Source organism: Paraburkholderia ginsengiterrae, assembly GCF_001645125.1.
GTDB lineage: Bacteria > Pseudomonadota > Gammaproteobacteria > Burkholderiales > Burkholderiaceae > Paraburkholderia > Paraburkholderia ginsengiterrae.
The window spans coordinates 57,223-74,152 of the sequence record NZ_LXKA01000326.1; the positions used below are offsets into that span (position 1 = coordinate 57,223).

General features: G+C 61.7%; 16 protein-coding genes and 1 pseudogene. 10 read left to right on the forward strand and 7 right to left on the reverse strand.

Going from position 1 to position 16,930, the window contains the following annotated elements:
• Nucleotides 1-265 precede the first annotated feature (265 nt).
• On the reverse strand, nucleotides 266-1,204 hold the full coding sequence (locus A6V37_RS22300; RefSeq protein WP_064286354.1) for an SMP-30/gluconolactonase/LRE family protein: 939 nt from the start codon (nucleotides 1,202-1,204) through the stop codon (nucleotides 266-268).
• A 514-nt stretch (nucleotides 1,205-1,718) separates the two neighbouring features.
• Between A6V37_RS22300 and A6V37_RS22305 the strand changes: the two genes are divergently transcribed.
• Nucleotides 1,719-2,423, forward strand: a complete 705-nt coding sequence (locus A6V37_RS22305; RefSeq protein WP_064267433.1) for a helix-turn-helix transcriptional regulator — start codon at nucleotides 1,719-1,721, stop codon at nucleotides 2,421-2,423.
• On the opposite strand, the gene A6V37_RS22310 is transcribed toward A6V37_RS22305, so the two are convergent.
• Entirely contained in the window at nucleotides 2,407-2,724 is a 318-nt protein-coding gene (locus A6V37_RS22310) for a helix-turn-helix domain-containing protein (RefSeq protein WP_064267434.1), read from the reverse strand. The two genes, A6V37_RS22305 and A6V37_RS22310, sit on opposite strands and share 17 nt — an antisense overlap.
• Nucleotides 2,725-2,878: 154 nt before the next feature.
• Between A6V37_RS22310 and A6V37_RS22315 the strand changes: the two genes are divergently transcribed.
• Nucleotides 2,879-3,472, forward strand: coding sequence for an acyl-homoserine-lactone synthase (locus A6V37_RS22315; protein ID WP_064267435.1), 594 nt, complete (start codon nucleotides 2,879-2,881; stop codon nucleotides 3,470-3,472).
• Nucleotides 3,473-3,493: 21 nt separating this feature from the next.
• Here A6V37_RS22315 and A6V37_RS22320 read toward each other — a convergent pair whose 3' ends face one another.
• A complete protein-coding gene (locus A6V37_RS22320; protein ID WP_064267436.1) occupies nucleotides 3,494-4,183 on the reverse strand; it encodes a FadR/GntR family transcriptional regulator in 690 nt (229 codons plus the stop codon).
• Between the two features lie 290 nt (nucleotides 4,184-4,473).
• Between A6V37_RS22320 and A6V37_RS22325 the strand changes: the two genes are divergently transcribed.
• The 3 genes from A6V37_RS22325 to A6V37_RS22335 all read left to right on the forward strand — a co-directional run bounded on the left by A6V37_RS22325 (nucleotide 4,474) and on the right by A6V37_RS22335 (nucleotide 7,333).
• Nucleotides 4,474-4,941, forward strand: a complete 468-nt coding sequence (locus A6V37_RS22325; RefSeq protein WP_064267437.1) for a universal stress protein — start codon at nucleotides 4,474-4,476, stop codon at nucleotides 4,939-4,941.
• Nucleotides 4,942-5,257: 316 nt separating this feature from the next.
• Complete coding sequence (locus A6V37_RS22330) at nucleotides 5,258-5,914, forward strand: helix-turn-helix domain-containing protein (protein WP_064267460.1); 657 nt, start codon at nucleotides 5,258-5,260, stop codon at nucleotides 5,912-5,914.
• Nucleotides 5,915-6,043: 129 nt separating this feature from the next.
• Nucleotides 6,044-7,333 (forward strand): SUMF1/EgtB/PvdO family nonheme iron enzyme, encoded by a 1,290-nt coding sequence (locus A6V37_RS22335; RefSeq protein WP_064267438.1) that lies wholly within the window; start codon nucleotides 6,044-6,046, stop codon nucleotides 7,331-7,333.
• Between the two features lie 450 nt (nucleotides 7,334-7,783).
• Here the strand turns inward: A6V37_RS22335 and A6V37_RS22340 are convergent, their stop codons facing one another.
• The 3 genes from A6V37_RS22340 to A6V37_RS22350 all read right to left on the reverse strand — a co-directional run bounded on the left by A6V37_RS22340 (nucleotide 7,784) and on the right by A6V37_RS22350 (nucleotide 11,371).
• Entirely contained in the window at nucleotides 7,784-8,650 is an 867-nt protein-coding gene (locus A6V37_RS22340; RefSeq protein ID WP_064267439.1) for an SDR family oxidoreductase, read from the reverse strand.
• A gap of 70 nt (nucleotides 8,651-8,720) precedes the next feature.
• The gene (locus A6V37_RS22345) at nucleotides 8,721-10,103 is read right to left on the reverse strand and encodes an MATE family efflux transporter (protein ID WP_064267440.1); all 1,383 of its coding nucleotides are present in this window, start codon (nucleotides 10,101-10,103) and stop codon (nucleotides 8,721-8,723) included.
• 332 nt (nucleotides 10,104-10,435) lie between these two features.
• Entirely contained in the window at nucleotides 10,436-11,371 is a 936-nt protein-coding gene (locus A6V37_RS22350) for an NmrA family NAD(P)-binding protein (RefSeq protein ID WP_064267441.1), read from the reverse strand.
• 117 nt (nucleotides 11,372-11,488) lie between these two features.
• Between A6V37_RS22350 and A6V37_RS22355 the strand changes: the two genes are divergently transcribed.
• Both A6V37_RS22355 and A6V37_RS42515 read left to right on the forward strand, forming a co-directional pair.
• On the forward strand, nucleotides 11,489-12,286 hold the full coding sequence (locus A6V37_RS22355) for a LysR family transcriptional regulator (protein WP_064286355.1): 798 nt from the start codon (nucleotides 11,489-11,491) through the stop codon (nucleotides 12,284-12,286).
• Between the two features lie 1,229 nt (nucleotides 12,287-13,515).
• Nucleotides 13,516-13,735 (forward strand): annotated as a pseudogene (locus A6V37_RS42515) (hypothetical protein); the annotation flags it as partial.
• Nucleotides 13,736-13,801: 66 nt separating this feature from the next.
• Here the strand turns inward: A6V37_RS42515 and A6V37_RS22360 are convergent.
• Nucleotides 13,802-14,428, reverse strand: coding sequence for a TetR/AcrR family transcriptional regulator (locus A6V37_RS22360; protein WP_242665785.1), 627 nt, complete (start codon nucleotides 14,426-14,428; stop codon nucleotides 13,802-13,804).
• A gap of 60 nt (nucleotides 14,429-14,488) precedes the next feature.
• Between A6V37_RS22360 and A6V37_RS22365 the strand changes: the two genes are divergently transcribed.
• From A6V37_RS22365 to A6V37_RS22370, 3 genes are all read left to right on the forward strand, one after another.
• A complete protein-coding gene (locus tag A6V37_RS22365) occupies nucleotides 14,489-15,277 on the forward strand; it encodes an SDR family NAD(P)-dependent oxidoreductase (RefSeq protein WP_064267442.1) in 789 nt (262 codons plus the stop codon).
• Between the two features lie 4 nt (nucleotides 15,278-15,281).
• Entirely contained in the window at nucleotides 15,282-15,416 is a 135-nt protein-coding gene (locus A6V37_RS42875; RefSeq protein ID WP_278185274.1) for a hypothetical protein, read from the forward strand.
• Between the two features lie 409 nt (nucleotides 15,417-15,825).
• Nucleotides 15,826-16,930, forward strand: a 1,105-nt coding sequence (locus A6V37_RS22370) for an epoxide hydrolase (RefSeq protein WP_082904866.1), incomplete at its 3' end; no start/stop codon positions are given.

Below are 16,930 nucleotides of genomic sequence, written 5' to 3' on the forward strand. Positions count from 1 at the left end.
CTCCTCGCTTCTTGGTATGGAAGTCCGCCGGCCAGAGGCGTCACGGGCGGTGTCTTGCTACTCACGCAACATAGCGAAGCGCAACGGCCGATGTCAAGCAAATGCTCCCGGCGGCGCCGGCCGCGTAAAAGCCATTGTTTTTGCGCAGACTCCTTGCGGTTCAATGGCTTGCGCGCGGATTCCAAGGGCAAACCCGGATCTGTTAACGAGGCGCCCTCGTAACTTGTCAGGCAACCAGCCGATACGGTCCACCCGGTGGCCGCCGTCACCCGCCCTGCACGCCTTGCGTATTGACATAGAGCGCGTACAGCCCGTGGCTTGCCGCCATGAACAGCCGGTTGCGATGGCGCCCGCCAAAACACACGTTCGCGCAGCGCTCCGGCAATGCGATATGGCCGATTGGCTCGCCCTGCGGCGTGAAGACACGCACGCCGTCGAGTTCGTCGGTGCCCATCCCCCAGCCGCACCACAAGTTGCCATGAATGTCGACGCGAAAGCCGTCCGGCGTGCCCGGACCGGCGTCGATCAGCACGCGGTTGTTCGAGAGCGTGGCGCCGTTGCCATCCACGTCGAAGGCGCGAATCTTACGCGGCTGGCCACGCGACTCGACGATATACAGCACGGATTCGTCCGGAGAAAAGGCCAGGCCGTTGGGGCCCAGCACGTCGTCGGCGACGACGGTGACTTCACCGGATTGACCATCGATGCGATACACACAGGCCGCCAGTTCCGACTCCTGCCGCTCGCCTTCATAAAAACTGTCGATGCCGAAGGTCGGATCGCTGAACCAGATCGAGCCGTCCGATTTCACGACGACGTCGTTGGGCGAATTGAAGCGCTTGCCGAGATACCGGTCGGCCAGCACGGTGATCGAGCCGTCGTACTCGGTGCGCGTGACGCGCCGCGTCAGATGCTCGCAACTCACGAGGCGCCCCTGGCGATCCCGCGTATGACCGTTGGCATTGTTCGACGACTGCCGGAAGGTCGACACCGTGCCGCTGGTTTCGTCCCAGCGCAGGATGCGGTCGTTTGGAATGTCGCTCCACAGCAGATAGCGGCCGTCGCCGAACCAGACCGGCCCCTCGGACCAACGCGTCCCCTGATACAGGCATTCGACGGACGCGGAAGCGAGAATCAGCGGGTTGAAGCGCGGATCGAGCACGCGGATGGAGGGATCGGGATAGCGTCGGCTGTTGTCGGTCATGCTGGTGGCTTTGGGGGGTGAGTAGCGGTTGGCCTACGCGAATTCGTCGCATCGATCGCACAACTAGCGGCGAGCAAAGTGTGTCGCTTTTGTATGACAATAACGCCTGGCGGCCGGCGCAGGGACCGTCGCGGCGTACTGAGATCAATGGCCCATATTGGCGATCAGTGCGATTCTGCCTGATATATCGGCAACGGCGTTATTTAGAATGTTTGGACAATAATGTTGCTAATAAAGCACATCAAAGTGATTGCCAAGAGAAAATTACCCACATTAACGATCCCTGAATGTTAAACGGATCGGAAATTCGGATATAAAGAGCGCTTCGTTTGTGCTTCGCAAGCCCCTCTCTGTCACCGTTCAGTCAGAAACCGCTTCTGGCTTTGCGAATTAATTTTTAGTGATAGATTGTGAAGACAAAAACAGCCGGACGGAGCGCCGTACCGCGATTAACCGCAACGGGATGTTTGCGAGCCTGAGAGAGTTAAAATTGCCGCTACATTTTATCGAGCAGATGGCACCGTTGCTGGACGCCGCCGACGAAGCGGAATGGTTCGGCGCGATCGCGGGTCTTGCCGAGAATTGGGGTTTCGACAAGCTTCTGGTCGCCGTGCTGCCGCGCCCGACAATGCGCCTTGAAGATGCCTATGTGCGCAGTACCTATTCGCCAGTATGGCGGCGCACCTATGACGAGCAGGGGCTGGTCCACATCGACCCGACCGTGACGCATTGCGCGACGCGCGCCAGCCCGCTGATCTGGTCGCCGGACGTTTTCGCGACCGCGCCGCAGCAATCCATGTATGAGGAAGCCCGCTCGCACGGCTTGCGCGCCGGCATCACGTTGCCGATTCATGGGCCGAACCAGCAAGCCGGCATGATGTGCTTCGTCAACGACAGCAATCCCACCGACGAATTCTGGCGCCATATCAACGTGGCGTTGCCGAATCTGGTGCTATTGCGCGATCTGGTGATCGATACCAGCCAGCGGCATCTGGATACGCACGCGCAGACCCTATTGCCGAAGCTGACGCCGCGCGAGCGCGAATGCCTGAAATGGACCGCGCGCGGCAAATCCACCTGGGAAATTTCCCACATCCTGAACTGTTCGGAAGCTGTGGTGAACTTCCACATGAAAAACATCCGGACGAAATTCGGGGTGAATTCGCGGCGCGCAGCGGCCGTGATCGCAACGCAGCTCGGGCTTATTGACCCGGGTTGAGCAAGGCGGCGGCGTCGCGGCTGTGAAGCACCCGCTCGGCACGGCCCAGATCGGCGTCAGACACGGTCTTGGTGAAGTACAGACCCAGCAGGATCGACACCGGCGCCGGGATTTCGGCCCCCGCTTCAAACCGGCTGCCGCGCGACTGCGTGACGCCGAAACGGGCCCAGAAGCGGCGCTGGCTCTCTTTTTTCTTCTTGCGGTACGCAATGATTAAAACGCGATCCACCGCCGAGGACGGCTCTGCCGGGCGGGTTTGAAGACCAGTCTGCGGTTGCCATTGGTTGTCGAGAAGTTCCATTTTCGTGTCCTGTCGGTTGAGTGCGGATGCCTATCTCGAATTCTGCTTTACCCGATAAGCATGCACACCTATCCAGGTAGGTAGGTAGCGGAACGATTCAAAATGCATAAGTTTTCTTGCGTATTGGGTATCCCAACACGTTCAGGAGAACGTCATGCAAGCAGCAATCCGGATTGGAATGCGTCAGGAATTCGACAACGCGGACATCAACGAGATGTACCGCCTGCGGGCCCGGGTGTTCCACGGGCGCCTCGGTTGGGATATCCCCACCATTGCGGGCATGGAGATCGACGGCTACGACGCGCTCGGGCCGCATTACATGCTGATTCAGGGCGAAGACCGGCGGGTACGCGGCTGCTGGCGCCTGATGCCGACCGAGGGCCCCAATATGCTGAAGGACACCTTCCCGCAATTGCTGCACGGCGCGGACGCGCCGGTTGGGCGGCACATCTGGGAATTGAGCCGCTTTGCGATTGAAACCGGTGGCGAGGAACAATCGTTCGGCTTTGCCGACGTGACGATGCAGGCTATTCACGAACTGGTGACGTTCGCCGACCGGATGGGCATTACCCGCTACGTCACGGTGACCACCACGCCGATCGAACGGCTGCTGCGCAAGACCGGCATTGAGATCAGCCGGCTCGGATCGCCGTTGCAGATCGGCGTGGAGCGGGCGGTGGCGCTGGACATCGCGGTGAGTCCGAAGACCCGCACTGCCCTGTTCGGGCCGATGGCGGCCGCGGCCTGATTGCCCGTCTCACTCGCCGGCTCATGAGCCGAACATGCGTTCGAGCGCGTTCTCGAGATGCGCTCGCATCGCGTTCCCGGCGGCTACTGCGTCCTTGCGGCGAATCGCGTCGAGCACGGCCAGGTGCTCGGCCTGCACGAGCCGCTGCCGCTCCACCGTCTTCAGCAGAGACAGATTGCGTGACAGGTTCATGCTGAACACGATCTGTTCTTCAATGAACGACATGACCGTGATGAAAAACGGGTTCTTCGACGCGCGCGCCACCGCCAGGTGGAACAGGAAGTCGTCTTGCGCGCCAATGCCCCGCGTCTCAATGATGCGTTCCAACTGATCCCACGCATGCTGGATCGCGGCGACATCGTCGGCGTCGGCTTTGAGCGCCGCCTGCTCCGCCGCGCCCGCTTCGGTCACGATGCGAAATTCATAACAACGGCGGATGTCAGACAGCGTTTCGAGCGGCGCGAAGCGGCGCACGTCCGGGTCCGGGCGGCGCGCGACCGTCGTGCCCGACCCGTGCCGCGTCATGATGATGCCGTCCGCCCGCAAGCGTGCGAGCGCCTCGCGCACGGTCGGCCGCGACGTCGCGAAACGCTCGGCGAGAGCGTGCTCGGTCGGCAGCCGCTCACCCTCCTTGTACTCGCCTTCGACAATGCGATTCAGGATGTCGCTGTAGATCCGGTCGGGCAAGCCCGTCGTTTTTTGCTCGTTCATCAGCAGGGCTGAAGCAGCTTGTCTGAATTGGTTCTGATTGTAAGGCAAACCCGACCCTGTCCTGATCCTGGAAAGGTGCCTCGACTCAGCGCGAAGGCTTCCTGCGCTTACCGGACGGCGCTTGTCGGGAACGGCCCCGCTATCGCAAAATTAGGTAAAAGTTTGATTTACATCCTGGTCGACTGCATCTTTTTCAGCAATCATTTAAGCTCGCGGAGGCAATCTCTCGCCAATGAGCCCGGCCCGTTGAATCGGCCGCGGCATCCGGATTCTTCAAACGCGGAGTCGATATGTACACACGCATCCTTGTAGCGGTCGACGGCAGTCATACCTCGCGCCGTGCGTTCGACGCAGCGCTCGCTCTCGCCAAATCCACGGGCGCGGTTATGCAGCCTTTCTATGTCGTCGAAAACACGCCGATGTATTTCGAAGCACCCGGCTACGACCCATCCGTGCTGCGCAACCGTCTAATCGAGGAAGGCAGGGAGCTCGCCGCCGAATTCGCCAAGGTCATGGCCGAACAGGGCGTGAAGGGCGAACTCGTCGTGGGCGAGGCATCGACGCTTGACGATGTTTCAGTGGTCGTCCTCAAGGCAGCGGCCGATTTCAATGCTGATCTGCTGGTCATGGGCACACACGGGCGGCGCGGTTTTCAACGGCTGATTCTCGGCAGTGTCGCCGAACGCTGCGTGCGGCAGGCAAGCTTGCCGGTTCTGCTGATCCCGTCCGCCGCGGGTAAGGGTGGCGACGCTGCCTGAGCGCTATCCTGCCTGCCACACAATGCATTGCAGTCCATATCAAATACGTTGTAAGCAGGCGTGACGCCGCTCAAGACAACGAACTTCCTGAGCGCGTCACTTTGTCGCGAAGCAGGCAGCGTGGCCGGTGGGACAATCAGTCATCAACCCACACACATGGCTGCTGAACATGCTCACTCCTACCGCTGTCACGCGCTCCGCCGGCACTGCCGAATCCGCCGCCTCCATCGCGAGCCCATCGCCGGCGCGCGGCCGCCGCCGCGCTGCGTCGACTCGGGCGGCCGCTCGCACCACCGCCCGCTGTTCGAGTTGCGCGATGCGGCAGCTCTGCATGCCTCAAGGCTTGTCGAGCGGCGAACTGGCGAAACTCGAAACACTCATCTGCTCCGCTCGCTCCGTGCAGCGCGGCGAAACGCTGTATCGCAGCGGCGACCGTTTTGACAATATGTATGCCGTGCGTTCCGGTTCGATGAAAACCGTCATGGCGCACCGTGACGGCCGCGAGCAGGTCACGGGTTTGCGCCTTCCCGGCGAAGCGCTCGGTCTCGACGGCATCAGCAACGACGTGCATGCGTGCAGCGCCCTCGCGCTCGAAGACAGCACCGTTTGCATCGTCCCCTACGCGTCGCTCAAATCGTTGTGCCGCGAAATCGGTTCGATGCAGGAGCGCATGCACAAGCTGCTCGGCGAACAGATCGTCCGCGAGGCGGCGCAAATGATGGTGCTCGGCTCATTGTCGGCGGACGAGCGGGTCGCGACGTTCCTGCTCGACGTATCGGAGCGCAATGCGCAACGCGGCTATTCGTCGGCGGAATTCAACCTGCGCATGACGCGCGAGGACATGGGCAGCTATCTCGGCATGACGCTTGAAACCGTGAGCCGCACCCTGTCAAGATTTCAAAAGCGTGGCTTGATCGACACGCAGGGCAAGCACATCCGGATCGTCGACCGGGAAGGTTTACGTCAGGTTTAAGCCGCGGGCTGTGGACCGGCCCGCGCCGCCACGCCCCCGCCCATTGTCTTTTAACGCGCTTTCGTCTTGGCATGGCTCCTGCGAGCGGGTACAGTCTTTAGTCCGTCCCCCGCAAGGAGACCTGGCGAAATGAATCGCGACCCCGCTCCGCGTCATCCGCTCGTCCAACGTCTGCTCGAAGCGCGTCAAGTGACTGACGCGCTGTTTTCCATCGTCAAACCCGGGTTCCTGTATGAACGGCCGATCCGTGAACGGCACCGGATCGTGTTTTATATCGGCCACCTGGAAGCTTTCGATCGTAATCTGTTCGATCAGCGTCTGTTCGATCTGCCGGCGTTCGACCCGCACCTCGACCAGTTGTTCGCCTTCGGCATCGATCCCGTCGACGGCGGTTTCCCGACCGACCAACCAGGCGACTGGCCCTCGCTCGACGCCGTGCGCGACTACGGCTCGCGCGCCCGCGCACAGATAGACCGTGAGCTTGACGCGCTAACGCACGGCGCGCAAGTTGACGCTTCCGGACAGTTGCTGAACGTCGCGATCGAGCACAGATTGATGCATGCCGAAACGCTGGCGTACATGCTTCATCAGTTGCCGCTTGCGCAGAAGATCAGCGTGCCGAGCGATCCCGTCGCGACGCAAACAGCGCGGCGCGAAGCGTTATCGCCAATGGTGAGCATTCCGGCCGGCTCGACCGTGCTCGGTATGGCGCGCGATAGTGGCCACTTTGGTTGGGACAATGAATTCGGCGAAATGCATGTCGACGTGCCGGCTTTCGAGATCGATCGCCACATGGTGACGAACGGCGCGTTCCGCGAGTTCATCGAGGCAGGTGGATATCGCGAACCGAAGTGGTGGTCAGAGAATGATTGGGCGTGGCGGCAAGCCGAGCACATCGAGCATCCGGCCTGCTGGTCGCGGCAAGATGTCAACGGCAAAGCTGGCTCGTGGATGCTGCGCACCATGTTCAACGAGATCCCGCTGCCGCTCGACTGGCCCGTGTACGTCAGCCACGCCGAAGCGAGCGCGTACGCGCGCTGGGCCGGCAAGACGCTGCCCACCGAGGAGCAATGGCAACGCGCGGCACACGGCGCACCGCATGCAGCTTCGGGTAATTTCGATTTCCGCAGTTGGGACCCGCAGCCTGTCGACGCCTATCCGGATAACGTTAGTTCGTTCGGCGTTGAAGGCCAGTTTGGCAATGGCTGGGAGTGGACATCCACTGTGTTCGATGCACTGCCCGGTTTTGAAGCTTTTCCGTTTTATCTCGGCTACTCCGCCAACTTTTTCGACGGCCAGCATTACGTCATCAAGGGCGGATCGGCGCGCACCGCGAAGTGCATGCTGCGGCCGGCGTTCCGCAACTGGTTTCAGCCGCATTATCAGTATGTTTATGCGGGGTTCCGGTGTGTTCGGTGATGACAAATAAAGCGGAAGCTGGAATTTCTTTTCAACTTCCGCTTTATTAGTCATCTTGCCGGGGCCGATGAGACGTTCCCGTACGTTCTTGCACCATTCCTCGCGTTTCTTTCGTTTGACGGGCCGGACCGGCCGCCGCGGAAAAGGCGGAAGTGATCCAGCGAGATAGTGCAGAAATCCGCCGAGCGGCCGCTTAAGGGCGCGACGCAGAAACCCTGCTTCGTCGCGCAATCTTCATAGTTCGGGAGGCTGTTGCGTCAGTCAATCCAAGCATCTGACGGCGCTATCTTGAATAGCTTGGTCTCCACTGTTGCGTACATGGTTTCTGCACCGTTGTTGCGGGACTTGGGCCGTATGGCGCCAGCACCATCTAGTCCAGGCTCGACCGGGCGCGACTCTTCGCGTTGTCACGCTCTCGACTTGGACTCGCTGTTCGCTCGGGCCGGTACTTCAACCGACAAATGCTTCCTTCTCTGCTTGAGCAAAAGCCTCAAAATAGGTTGCCCTTTGTCCGGTTATTTCTTCCACCGCACTGGAAACCCGTGCGGTGTATCCCAACTTCATAACCTGAAAATGTTCTAACAAGCCTTCGACGATTTCATCAGGCATGCCTGCGCCCTGCATGGAAGCGCGAGCGGCTTCAACCGGCACATCTACGTACTTGATTGGTTTCCCGGTTGCCGAAGAAAGAATATTCGCAATTTCGGCACCAGAAAGTGCCTCTGGCCCCGACAAGTAATACGCCTTGTTCAGATGACCTTCTTTCGTTAAGACCCGATAAGCAACCTTGGCTACATCGCGGGCATCAATATAAGCCGATTTTCCGTCGCCATGCGGCGCATAGAAAGCGCCATGATCACGAATGGTATGCGAGTTGAAATTGCTTAAGTTCTGCATAAAAGAATTTGACCGCAAGAAAGTATAGGCAATGCCGGACTGCTCCATTTCTTTTTCGACTGCTCTATGCCACTTGGCCAATGTGTCCAGATCGATTTCAGCCCCGCCGCCCGATAATTTCACAAGATGTTTCACCCCGGCTCTTTTAGCTGCACGAATGATCGAAGAAGAAAGTTCAACCATATTCGGAACAAGAGGTGTTGCAAAGTATACTTTCTTGATTCCGCCCATGGCTTTTACCAGAGAGCCGACATCGTTCAGATCGGCTTGAACCAGTTCGACTCCTAATGCTTCCAACTCGCTTGTGTTGCTCGTCGGGCGAACGGTAACGCGCGTTTTATGGCCGTTCTTCGCCAGAAGCTTTACCAATTCTTTGCCTGTTGTTCCCGTGGCTCCAATCACCAGAATAGCTGCGCTCATACCAGATAAACTCCTCTCATTGGTTACGTTCACTCATTAAGCCCTCAACAAACAGAGGATGCCCTGGTGTCTAACGATCCCAGCGGGTTCGCAGGAATCCAAGCAGGCTGATGGTCGCTGCCACGACGACGCTGACGGCTACCAGGACGAAAGCATTGTGTAGACTCGTGTAGCCTCGCAGGACCAGCACCATCGCAGCGAGCGCAAATGCGCAGCGCACCACGCTTGCTGTCATCGGCCAGAGGATGCGTTGCGCCCCCTGTCCTGCAAAGTAGAGTTCGAAAATCACGCCGATCAATGCATAGAAAGGCGCTACCACATGCAGGTATTGCGCGCCGACCGCCATCACGGCGCTATCGCTGGTAAACAGACCCAGCCAGAGTTGCGGGAAGAGCGAAACGAACAATCCAGCCAGTCCAACCACACCGGCAACAAACAGTACGTTCACGATCGCCACGCGCCGGGCACGCGCCACGTTGCCTGCGCCCAGGTTCGTGCCCACCAGCGTGATCGCGGCGGTTCCGCAGCCGAACATCACCGGCGACAGCAGCATCTCGAGGCGGGAGGCAATGCCGTAGCCGGCGATGGCGGCGACGCTCACTGCCCCGGCCGCAGCGGTCAGGGCAGTGACTGACATGGCTAACATGACGACGTTGATCGACGACAGCAATCCGACGCCGAGGATCGCACTGAAATGCTGGCGCCGCAGCGGATAGCGCCGTAGGCGCAGCGTCGAGGAGGGCGAACGCATGTAGACGACCACCACGGCCAGCGCGGCGATATTGCACAGCACCTGGGCGACGCCGGCGCCCGCCACCCCCATGCGCGGCGCACCCAGCCAGCCGTTAATCAACACCGGTGACAGGATCAGGCCGACGACCGCGCCGCACAGTATGGTCATCGCCGGCACCTTGACGTTGCTGGCTCCCCGCAGCGCCGCCTGCAACAGCAGGAGTGTCCAAAACGGGATCGCGCCTCCGAACAGGATGTTGGAGTAGAGAACCGCCAGGTCCAGCGATGCTCCGCTGCCGCCAAGGCTGCGGTACAGCGCGGGGCCGGCCAACAGCACTACCAGGGAGAACAGCCCGCCTCCTACGGCGCCGATGACCACCGCATGCCACGTCAGGCTTTCCGCCTCGTCCTGGCGGCAGGCGCCGATGGCGCGGGCGATGGCAGAGGATACGCCACCGCCGATGCCGGCACTCGCTACCGTGGTCATCAGCAACATGACGGGAACCACCAGCGATGCAGCGGCGATCGCTTTGAGGCCCAGTGAGCTGACAAAATAGGTCTCGGCGACACTGACCAAGGTCGTCATGAACAGCACTGCGGCCGTCGGCAACGCAAGGCGGATCAGATTTGACAACAACGGACCGTGCAGCAGTTTGTTGGCCGGCAAGTTGTCAGGAGGCGGAGAAATCTTCTTGGCCTGATCAGCAAGAGCAGCGGACATGATTCTTTCCAAGGTAAGAAAAACAGACCGCCCGACGATGCCCGGGCGATGACAATGCCATACGCAAGCGCTTGGACGAGAGCTTCCCGAGGCGACTGGCTACCGTGCCCATGGGGTTCCTCTCATGTTGCGATCAAGCAAGTTCGCAACGCTCCGCGCGCGGTCCGACGGGGGTTGTCCGCCCGGCGCGTTCCACACCGCTCAACAGCGACTCCAGGAAGCTGGCCCGCGACGAATAAGCGGGTGCGGCGGCAATCACCGTTGCCAGGTGGAAGACGATCCGGTTCCGCCGCCGAGGCGCAGCCGCGGATCGTCGGATGCGTGGGCCTCGTTCAGGCGGTCGTGGCGGACTGCGTGAATTCCGCAGCGTGCGCCTGCACGAACTCGCGCATGCTCGCCGGCGCACGGCCCGTCAGACGCGTGAAGTCGTCCGTCATGCGGTCGTAGCGGCCCTGCTGATGCAGGCGCGCCATCGCGGCGAAGTGGGCCAGCAGGTGCGGCGGAACGCCGGTCTCGCGCAGCTTGCCGATCCAGGCGTCCACCGGCACATCGCGGTAGGTGATCGTGCGTCCGAGCGCCTCGGAGAAGACCTTCGCGAAGTGCGTCAGGTCGGCCGACTCGTGTCCCGTGAGGTTGTAGGTGCGACCAATATGCGGCGCCGGCTCGTCCAGCACCAAGGCGACAGCTAACGCGACGTCCAACGCGGAGATGGGCGCGGTGCGGCCGCCGCCGAGCGGCAGCACGAGCGCATCGCTGTTGCGCACGCCCGCTGCGGCGAGCAATTGGAAGAAGCCCTCCAGGAACACCGTCGGCCGTATCGTGACGACCGGCAGGCCGGACCACGAGAGCGCCTGCTCGGCGAGCCAGTGCAGCTTGTGCTGGGGACTGTCGGTGGTCTCGGTAATGCTCATCTGCGTGACCGTCATCTGCGACATGTTCACGATGGCCTCGACGCCATGGTGGCGGGCGACCGCGGCGATGTTGACGGTGGCCTCGAGATAGGCCGCCGAGACCGACATACCGAAGTAGATGCGCTTGCAACCCTCGACGGCGCGGTGCACCGCGGCGAGGTCGGTCAGGTCGCCCACGACGACCTCGGCGCCGAGGCGGCGAAGGTCCTCCGCGCGCGTGTCCTCTCGTCGCACCATGGCGCGCACCTTGTGGCCCTGGGCCAGCAGCATCTCGGTGACGCTTCGGCCGATGGCGCCGACCGCGCCGGCGGCGCCGGTCACGAGGATGGGGGAGTCGTGCTCTGAAACGGTGGTCATGGCTTTTCCAAAGGAATCAAGTTGTGATGGAAGGGGGGGCGCGATGGAGCTAGTCTGGGTCGGCAGGACCCACTTGACTAGTGCAATGTTCCGAAGCCAATATTGCACCGTATGAAAATGAAAACCTATGACCTGAATCTACTGCGCACGCTCGACGCGCTGCTGGCCGCCGGCAGCGTCACCGGCGCCGCCGAGCGTCTTCACCTGAGCGTGCCGGCGACCAGTCACGCGCTCGCGCGCCTGCGCGAGCTCACCGGCGATCCGCTCCTGGTGCGCGCTGGCCGACGCCTGGTGCCCACGCCGCGTGCCGTGGCACTGCGCGAGCCGGTGGCGCAGTGGATTGCGCAGGCCGCGGCGCTGGTGCAGCCGCCGCGGCGGGACGACTTGGCGGCCACTGAACGGAGCTTCGTCGTGCGCGCACCGGACGGCTTCGCGATCGCCTTCGGCGGTGCCCTCGGCGCCGCGCTGGCGGCAGAGGTGCCGCGCGCCCAGTTGCGCTTCGTGACCGAGACACAAGACGACGACGGTGCGTTGCGCGACGGTCGCGTCGATCTCGACATCGGTACGTTCAGACCGCGAGAACCGGAGATCGAAGTCGTCGAACTGTTCCCCCAGGCGCTGATCGCGGTCGTGCGCGCCGGTCATCCGTTCGCCGCCCGCCCTGCGACCGCGCGCCGTTACGCAGCGCAGTCGCACATGGACGTGCAGCGCCGCGCCGGGACGCCATCGCCCGGCCTCGGCCTCGTGGTGGTGCCGCTGCCGTTCCTGCCGCGTGGCGAGACGGTGGTCATGGCATGGCATCCGCGCCACGCAGCCGACCCGGCGCACGCCTGGCTGCGGGGGCAGGTGCCGGCCGCGATCGCCGCCGCGTCTGCCCCCCTAGGCTATCGGATGGTCTCGGCCCCTTCGACGTGAGCTGAGGCGCGCCGGCGGCGCACGGCAACTGACGCGGTGTCTGGCAGGGGATCCTGGGCGACGACAAGGTGCTCAACGTGGCGTTGCGATTGGAAGAACCGCTCGCACCGCGAGCGCTGCAACAGTTCGATGGGTGTCGCGGGCATCCTGGACGGATGCTGGGGATGCCGATGAAGCTACTTCCGTTGCCGCCGGAGACGAAAGTCCGTTAGCGTGGCTGAAGCCGACATTCGAATGGCCGAGTGCCCGCGCGGGCCAATGACGCTTCATGGCCGCCAAGTGTCCATTGGAAGTGTCTTGACGGCGTAGTCCGAACAGTTCATAACTCGCCGATGACGATGCTGCCACGAACTATCATTGACATGCAGGGGTGCTGAATCGCGTATGCACTCCTCCTAACGAGGCGGCGACCTGTCGGCAGTATGAGGCCGCTCTGCCCCCGCTTTCCTGAGCCCGCCCGTGAATCGAAGGCCGTCAGTTACGCCTTGAAAGTAAGGCGCCGAATCCCACTTACTTTTTGTGAATCAGCGTATCCGTCCCCCCTTGCCGCCTGACTGGCCCTTTCCGCCTAGTCGCGATGTCGCTGGTCGCACCTTCGGCTACCTTGTCGCGCTTCAATATCGTGGCGCCGATGTGTGGCTCTGGAGGTGCCGTTGCGGCGGCCACGTGAATGCCGAGTTGAAGGCGGTAGAAGGGGGCAGAACGCGTGATTGTGGCTGCCGTGAGCAACGTCGTGCGTGGCGGTCTCGCCCAGGCTCACCTGCGCTGCGGGGCGGTGAGGTGTTTGGCCAGCTGACGACCGAGCGGTACGCTGGCGATGGTTTGTGGGTTTGCCGGTGCGACTGCGGTGGTGAGGCAACGGTCAGCGCCGGGCGCCTGCGACTGGGCAAGGCGCGTTCGTGCGGCCGCTGTTTCGGCGCTTCAAGCGACTGACCGGCACAATCTGTTCGGTTTGGTCATGGCATGCGCGGCTTGTTTGTCCACCGCTCCACACGATGTGTGGCGGCTCGGAAGCATGAACGACCTTCTTTGGAAGCTGTCGTCGGTGCCCAGGCATTGCCCCCCGCCACTGCAACTCTATCTCGACGTTCCCAATACGACCCGAATCGGTCCGTCAAGCGGTCACTCCTGCAAGGGCGGCAGTTGAACACACAGCAGTCATTGGTCCTGCTGCTGGGACGTTGAGATCTACAAAGCGTGCTGTGCCATGGTTCACCATAGTCAAGATTGACACCACGCTGATCGACAGCAGTTCAAATACCGCCTACGTCGGCAATGACGTGGACTCGATGTATGGCCTCAGAGCGTACCTGTGATCGAATGGTGAGTAGGTGATCATCAAGGACAACTACAAACAGTTCCAGCATCATTGTTTATCGTTGGACTCCCGGATCACCTGAGCCCGCCGTGCGGTCTCGCCGGCGCCAGGCCAACGGCCGAGCTGTCTGATTCTCATGGCCGTCGCGTTGGCCCGTTGCCGGCCGCCAATCTGCCGGCCTGGCCTCAGCCAGATTTTCATCCCTCCAGCCTCTGCGCGTTCTCCAGAATCCACGCCTTTGTCTCCTCGAGCACTTCGTCGGAAAACTTTGGATCCTGCGTAAGTCGCGCAAGGATCACGGCGCCGAGCATCGCGGCCCGGCTGCCAATTGCATTCCGTCGCGCAACTGCGGCGTCGAGGTGCGGCGCGTTCGCCGCGACCCGCTCAATCTGCTCCCGCAGCCCCGTTGCCATTGCCGCGCGCGCTTCTGGCGTCTGCCGCACAGCTTCTGCGCCAAGCGCTGCAATCAGACAGCCCGCCGCGACGTTGTCACGATGAGCCGGAGACAGGTAGGCCGCCGCATAGTGTGCGAGGTCCGCGTCTGCGCCAGAGCTAGAGCTCGCGCTTGCACTGTTCGCCAGCGCATGCGTGAGCGTTTGGGCAATCAGATCGTCCTTGGATTTGAAATAGCCGTAGAAGCCGCCGTGCGTAAGCCCGGCGGCCTTCATCACGTCGGCGACGGTCACTGCGTCAAATCCTTGCGTGCGGAACAGGCGGCTTGCGACATCCAGAATCGTCCGCCTGTTCTCGGCAACCTGCTCTCGGCTCACTCTCATTTTCGTTCCCCGCAGATAGTGCTTGACATTATACATGATGAACATCATGATTATTTATACATGATCAGTATCATGTATAAATGAAACCATCTTGAAAGGGAAAGTGATATGTCCAGGAAACCCGCGGTGCTCATTACGGGCGCGTCCAGCGGCATCGGCGCCACGTATGCCGATCGTTTCGCAAAGCGCGGCCATGATCTCGTACTGGTTGCGCGCGATCGCGGCCGCATGGAGCAACTCGCCGCGCGACTGCGTGCGGAAAATAGCGTCGGTGTCGATATCGTCAAGGCGGACCTCACCGATGCGTCCGAACTCGGCCAGGTCGAAGCGCGCTTGCGCGATGACGCACACATCGGCGTGCTGATCAACAACGCCGGTACGAGTGTGCCGGGCACCTTCGTCGAACAGACTCCGGACACCGTCGCCTCGCTGGTCAATCTGAACACGACCGCAGTCGTGCGCCTCGCTGCAGCGGTCGCGCCTCGTTTTGTGCAGGCAGGCACGGGTGCGATCGTCAATATCGCGTCGGTGGTCGGCCTAGTGCCGGAATTTGGGGCGACTGTCTATGGCGCGACAAAGGCGTTCGTGCTGTACCTCTCGCAGGGGCTGCAATTCGAACTCGGGTCAAAGGGCGTGTACGTGCAAGCGGTGCTGCCTGCGGCGACGCGCACGGAAATCTGGTCGCGAGCAGGCAGGGACGTGGACGCGATACCCGGCATGATGGCAGTGGATGAGCTCGTCGATGCCGCGCTCGTCGGCTTCGATCGCCGTGAAGCAGTCACGATTCCACCGCTGCCCGACGCCGGCCAGTGGGACGCGTATCAGGCGGCGAGGCAGGCCATGTTGCCGAACTTCGCGCAGGAGCATGCGGCGGCACGCTATCGAAATGTGCAGTAAGCGCGTGATGCTCGTCAAGGACGCCACGGCAGCGTTCAGGTACGAGATGCTGTACGCAGCCGATGAACTGAGCCGGCCGACGTATGCGCGCAGCATCGTCAATGCACGTGAACTCGTTGAGGCGCTGGCAAAGGCCTGAGCAGTCGTGCCGGATAAACGTCAGCTCTGCTCATCGTGATATAGCCTTCTCTGACATTCATTCACAGATCGTCATCGAACAGGTTAATTATTTCGTATGCCTAATTACTATTCGACTGGAGGACGCAGAGGCGATAGCGTGAGAGTCAGGCGATTGTCGTCACCCCACCGCTTAAAGGAGAACTTTTCATCTAGAAGATCCATAGCAAGTGAGTGTTCTGGAACGTCCGCGCGCGGCGCAATGTCCGCGCTTCTGTCGGTCACCGTACCCGCGCCGCGCTACACCGCCGCGCAGTGAACGGCGACCGAGTTTTGTCAGACGGTCGGCCCGTCTGGCTTCGATAACGCTAACAGAGCGCATAACCCGGCGCGCGCCGCAGACTCGCGCGCTTTTATTCGGAATATTTATCATGTTTATCGTATCGCCAGCGTCAACCCGGCGCAGCCCATTTGCATCGGCGGCAGCTGCCCTCGGCCTTGTCCTGACCGCTGCCTTTAGTTATGCCCATGCCGCTCCGGTTGCGGATCAGCCGTCTGCGTCTCAGCGTGCGACGGCTGAAGACGACTCGATCCGTCCGTTCCCCAAGATCCATGTGCCGCAGGAAGCCATTGACGACCTTCGCCGCCGCATCGCCGCCACGCAATGGCCCGAAAAGGAGACCGTTACCGATTCTTCGCAGGGGGTGCCGCTCGCGACCATGCAGGCACTCGCACACTATTGGGCGACGGACTACGACTGGCGCAAGGCTGAAGCGAAGCTGAATGCCTTGCCGCAGTTCGTGACGACGATCGACGGGGTGGACATTCACTTCATCCATGTTCGCTCGAAGAACCCCAATGCGCTTCCATTGATCATCAACCACGGATGGCCCGGCTCCGTGCTCGAGCAGACCAAGCTCATCGGGTTGCTCACGGACCCGGTAGCGCATGGCGGGAAGGCCGAAGACTCGTTCGATGTCGTCATCCCGTCGATGCCGGGCTACGGGTTTTCGGGTAAGCCGACGACCACCGGCTGGGGGCCCGAGCACATAGCCCGCGCCTGGGCAGAGCTGATGCGCCGTCTCGGATATACGCACTACGTCGCCCAGGGCGGCGACTGGGGTGCATTTGTCGTCGATCAGATGGGTCTGCAGGCTCCCCAGGGACTGCTCGGCATCCACACCAACATGCCCGCGACGGTTCCAGCCGACGTCGACAAAGCGCTCCAGATCGGCGCCCCGGCGCCAGCCGGCCTGTCAGCGGAGGAGAAGCGTGCCTACGAGCAGCTCGCCCTGACGTTCAAGGAAGTGGACTACGCCCGATTGATGGGATCGCGTCCGCAGACGCTCTACGGCATTGCCGATTCACCCGTCGGCCTCGCCGCGTGGCTGCTCGACCACAACGATGCTGATGGCCAGCCGGCCGCGGCGGTCGTCTCGGCTCTGAACCGGACCACGAGCGCCACTGGCGAACTGACGCGTGACGAGATCCTCGACAACATCACGCTGTACTGGCTGACCAATACCGGAGTATCCG

Excerpts from the sequence above, each read along its gene's own strand:
- A6V37_RS22325 (WP_064267437.1), top strand. The coding sequence starts at position 4,474 with ATGTACACACGCATCCTTGTAGCGGTCGACGGCAGTCATACCTCGCGC.
- A6V37_RS22345 (WP_064267440.1), bottom strand. The coding sequence starts at position 10,103 with ATGTCCGCTGCTCTTGCTGATCAGGCCAAGAAGATTTCTCCGCCTCCT.
- A6V37_RS22320 (WP_064267436.1), bottom strand. The coding sequence starts at position 4,183 with ATGAACGAGCAAAAAACGACGGGCTTGCCCGACCGGATCTACAGCGAC.
- A6V37_RS22360 (WP_242665785.1), bottom strand. The coding sequence starts at position 14,428 with ATGATGTTCATCATGTATAATGTCAAGCACTATCTGCGGGGAACGAAA.
- A6V37_RS22310 (WP_064267434.1), bottom strand. The coding sequence starts at position 2,724 with ATGGAACTTCTCGACAACCAATGGCAACCGCAGACTGGTCTTCAAACC.
- A6V37_RS22305 (WP_064267433.1), top strand. The coding sequence starts at position 1,719 with ATGGCACCGTTGCTGGACGCCGCCGACGAAGCGGAATGGTTCGGCGCG.
- A6V37_RS22355 (WP_064286355.1), top strand. The coding sequence starts at position 11,489 with ATGAAAACCTATGACCTGAATCTACTGCGCACGCTCGACGCGCTGCTG.
- A6V37_RS22300 (WP_064286354.1), bottom strand. The coding sequence starts at position 1,204 with ATGACCGACAACAGCCGACGCTATCCCGATCCCTCCATCCGCGTGCTC.
- A6V37_RS22350 (WP_064267441.1), bottom strand. The coding sequence starts at position 11,371 with ATGACCACCGTTTCAGAGCACGACTCCCCCATCCTCGTGACCGGCGCC.
- A6V37_RS22315 (WP_064267435.1), top strand. The coding sequence starts at position 2,879 with ATGCAAGCAGCAATCCGGATTGGAATGCGTCAGGAATTCGACAACGCG.
- A6V37_RS22340 (WP_064267439.1), bottom strand. The coding sequence starts at position 8,650 with ATGAGCGCAGCTATTCTGGTGATTGGAGCCACGGGAACAACAGGCAAA.
- A6V37_RS22335 (WP_064267438.1), top strand. The coding sequence starts at position 6,044 with ATGAATCGCGACCCCGCTCCGCGTCATCCGCTCGTCCAACGTCTGCTC.
- A6V37_RS22365 (WP_064267442.1), top strand. The coding sequence starts at position 14,489 with ATGTCCAGGAAACCCGCGGTGCTCATTACGGGCGCGTCCAGCGGCATC.
- A6V37_RS22330 (WP_064267460.1), top strand. The coding sequence starts at position 5,258 with ATGCGGCAGCTCTGCATGCCTCAAGGCTTGTCGAGCGGCGAACTGGCG.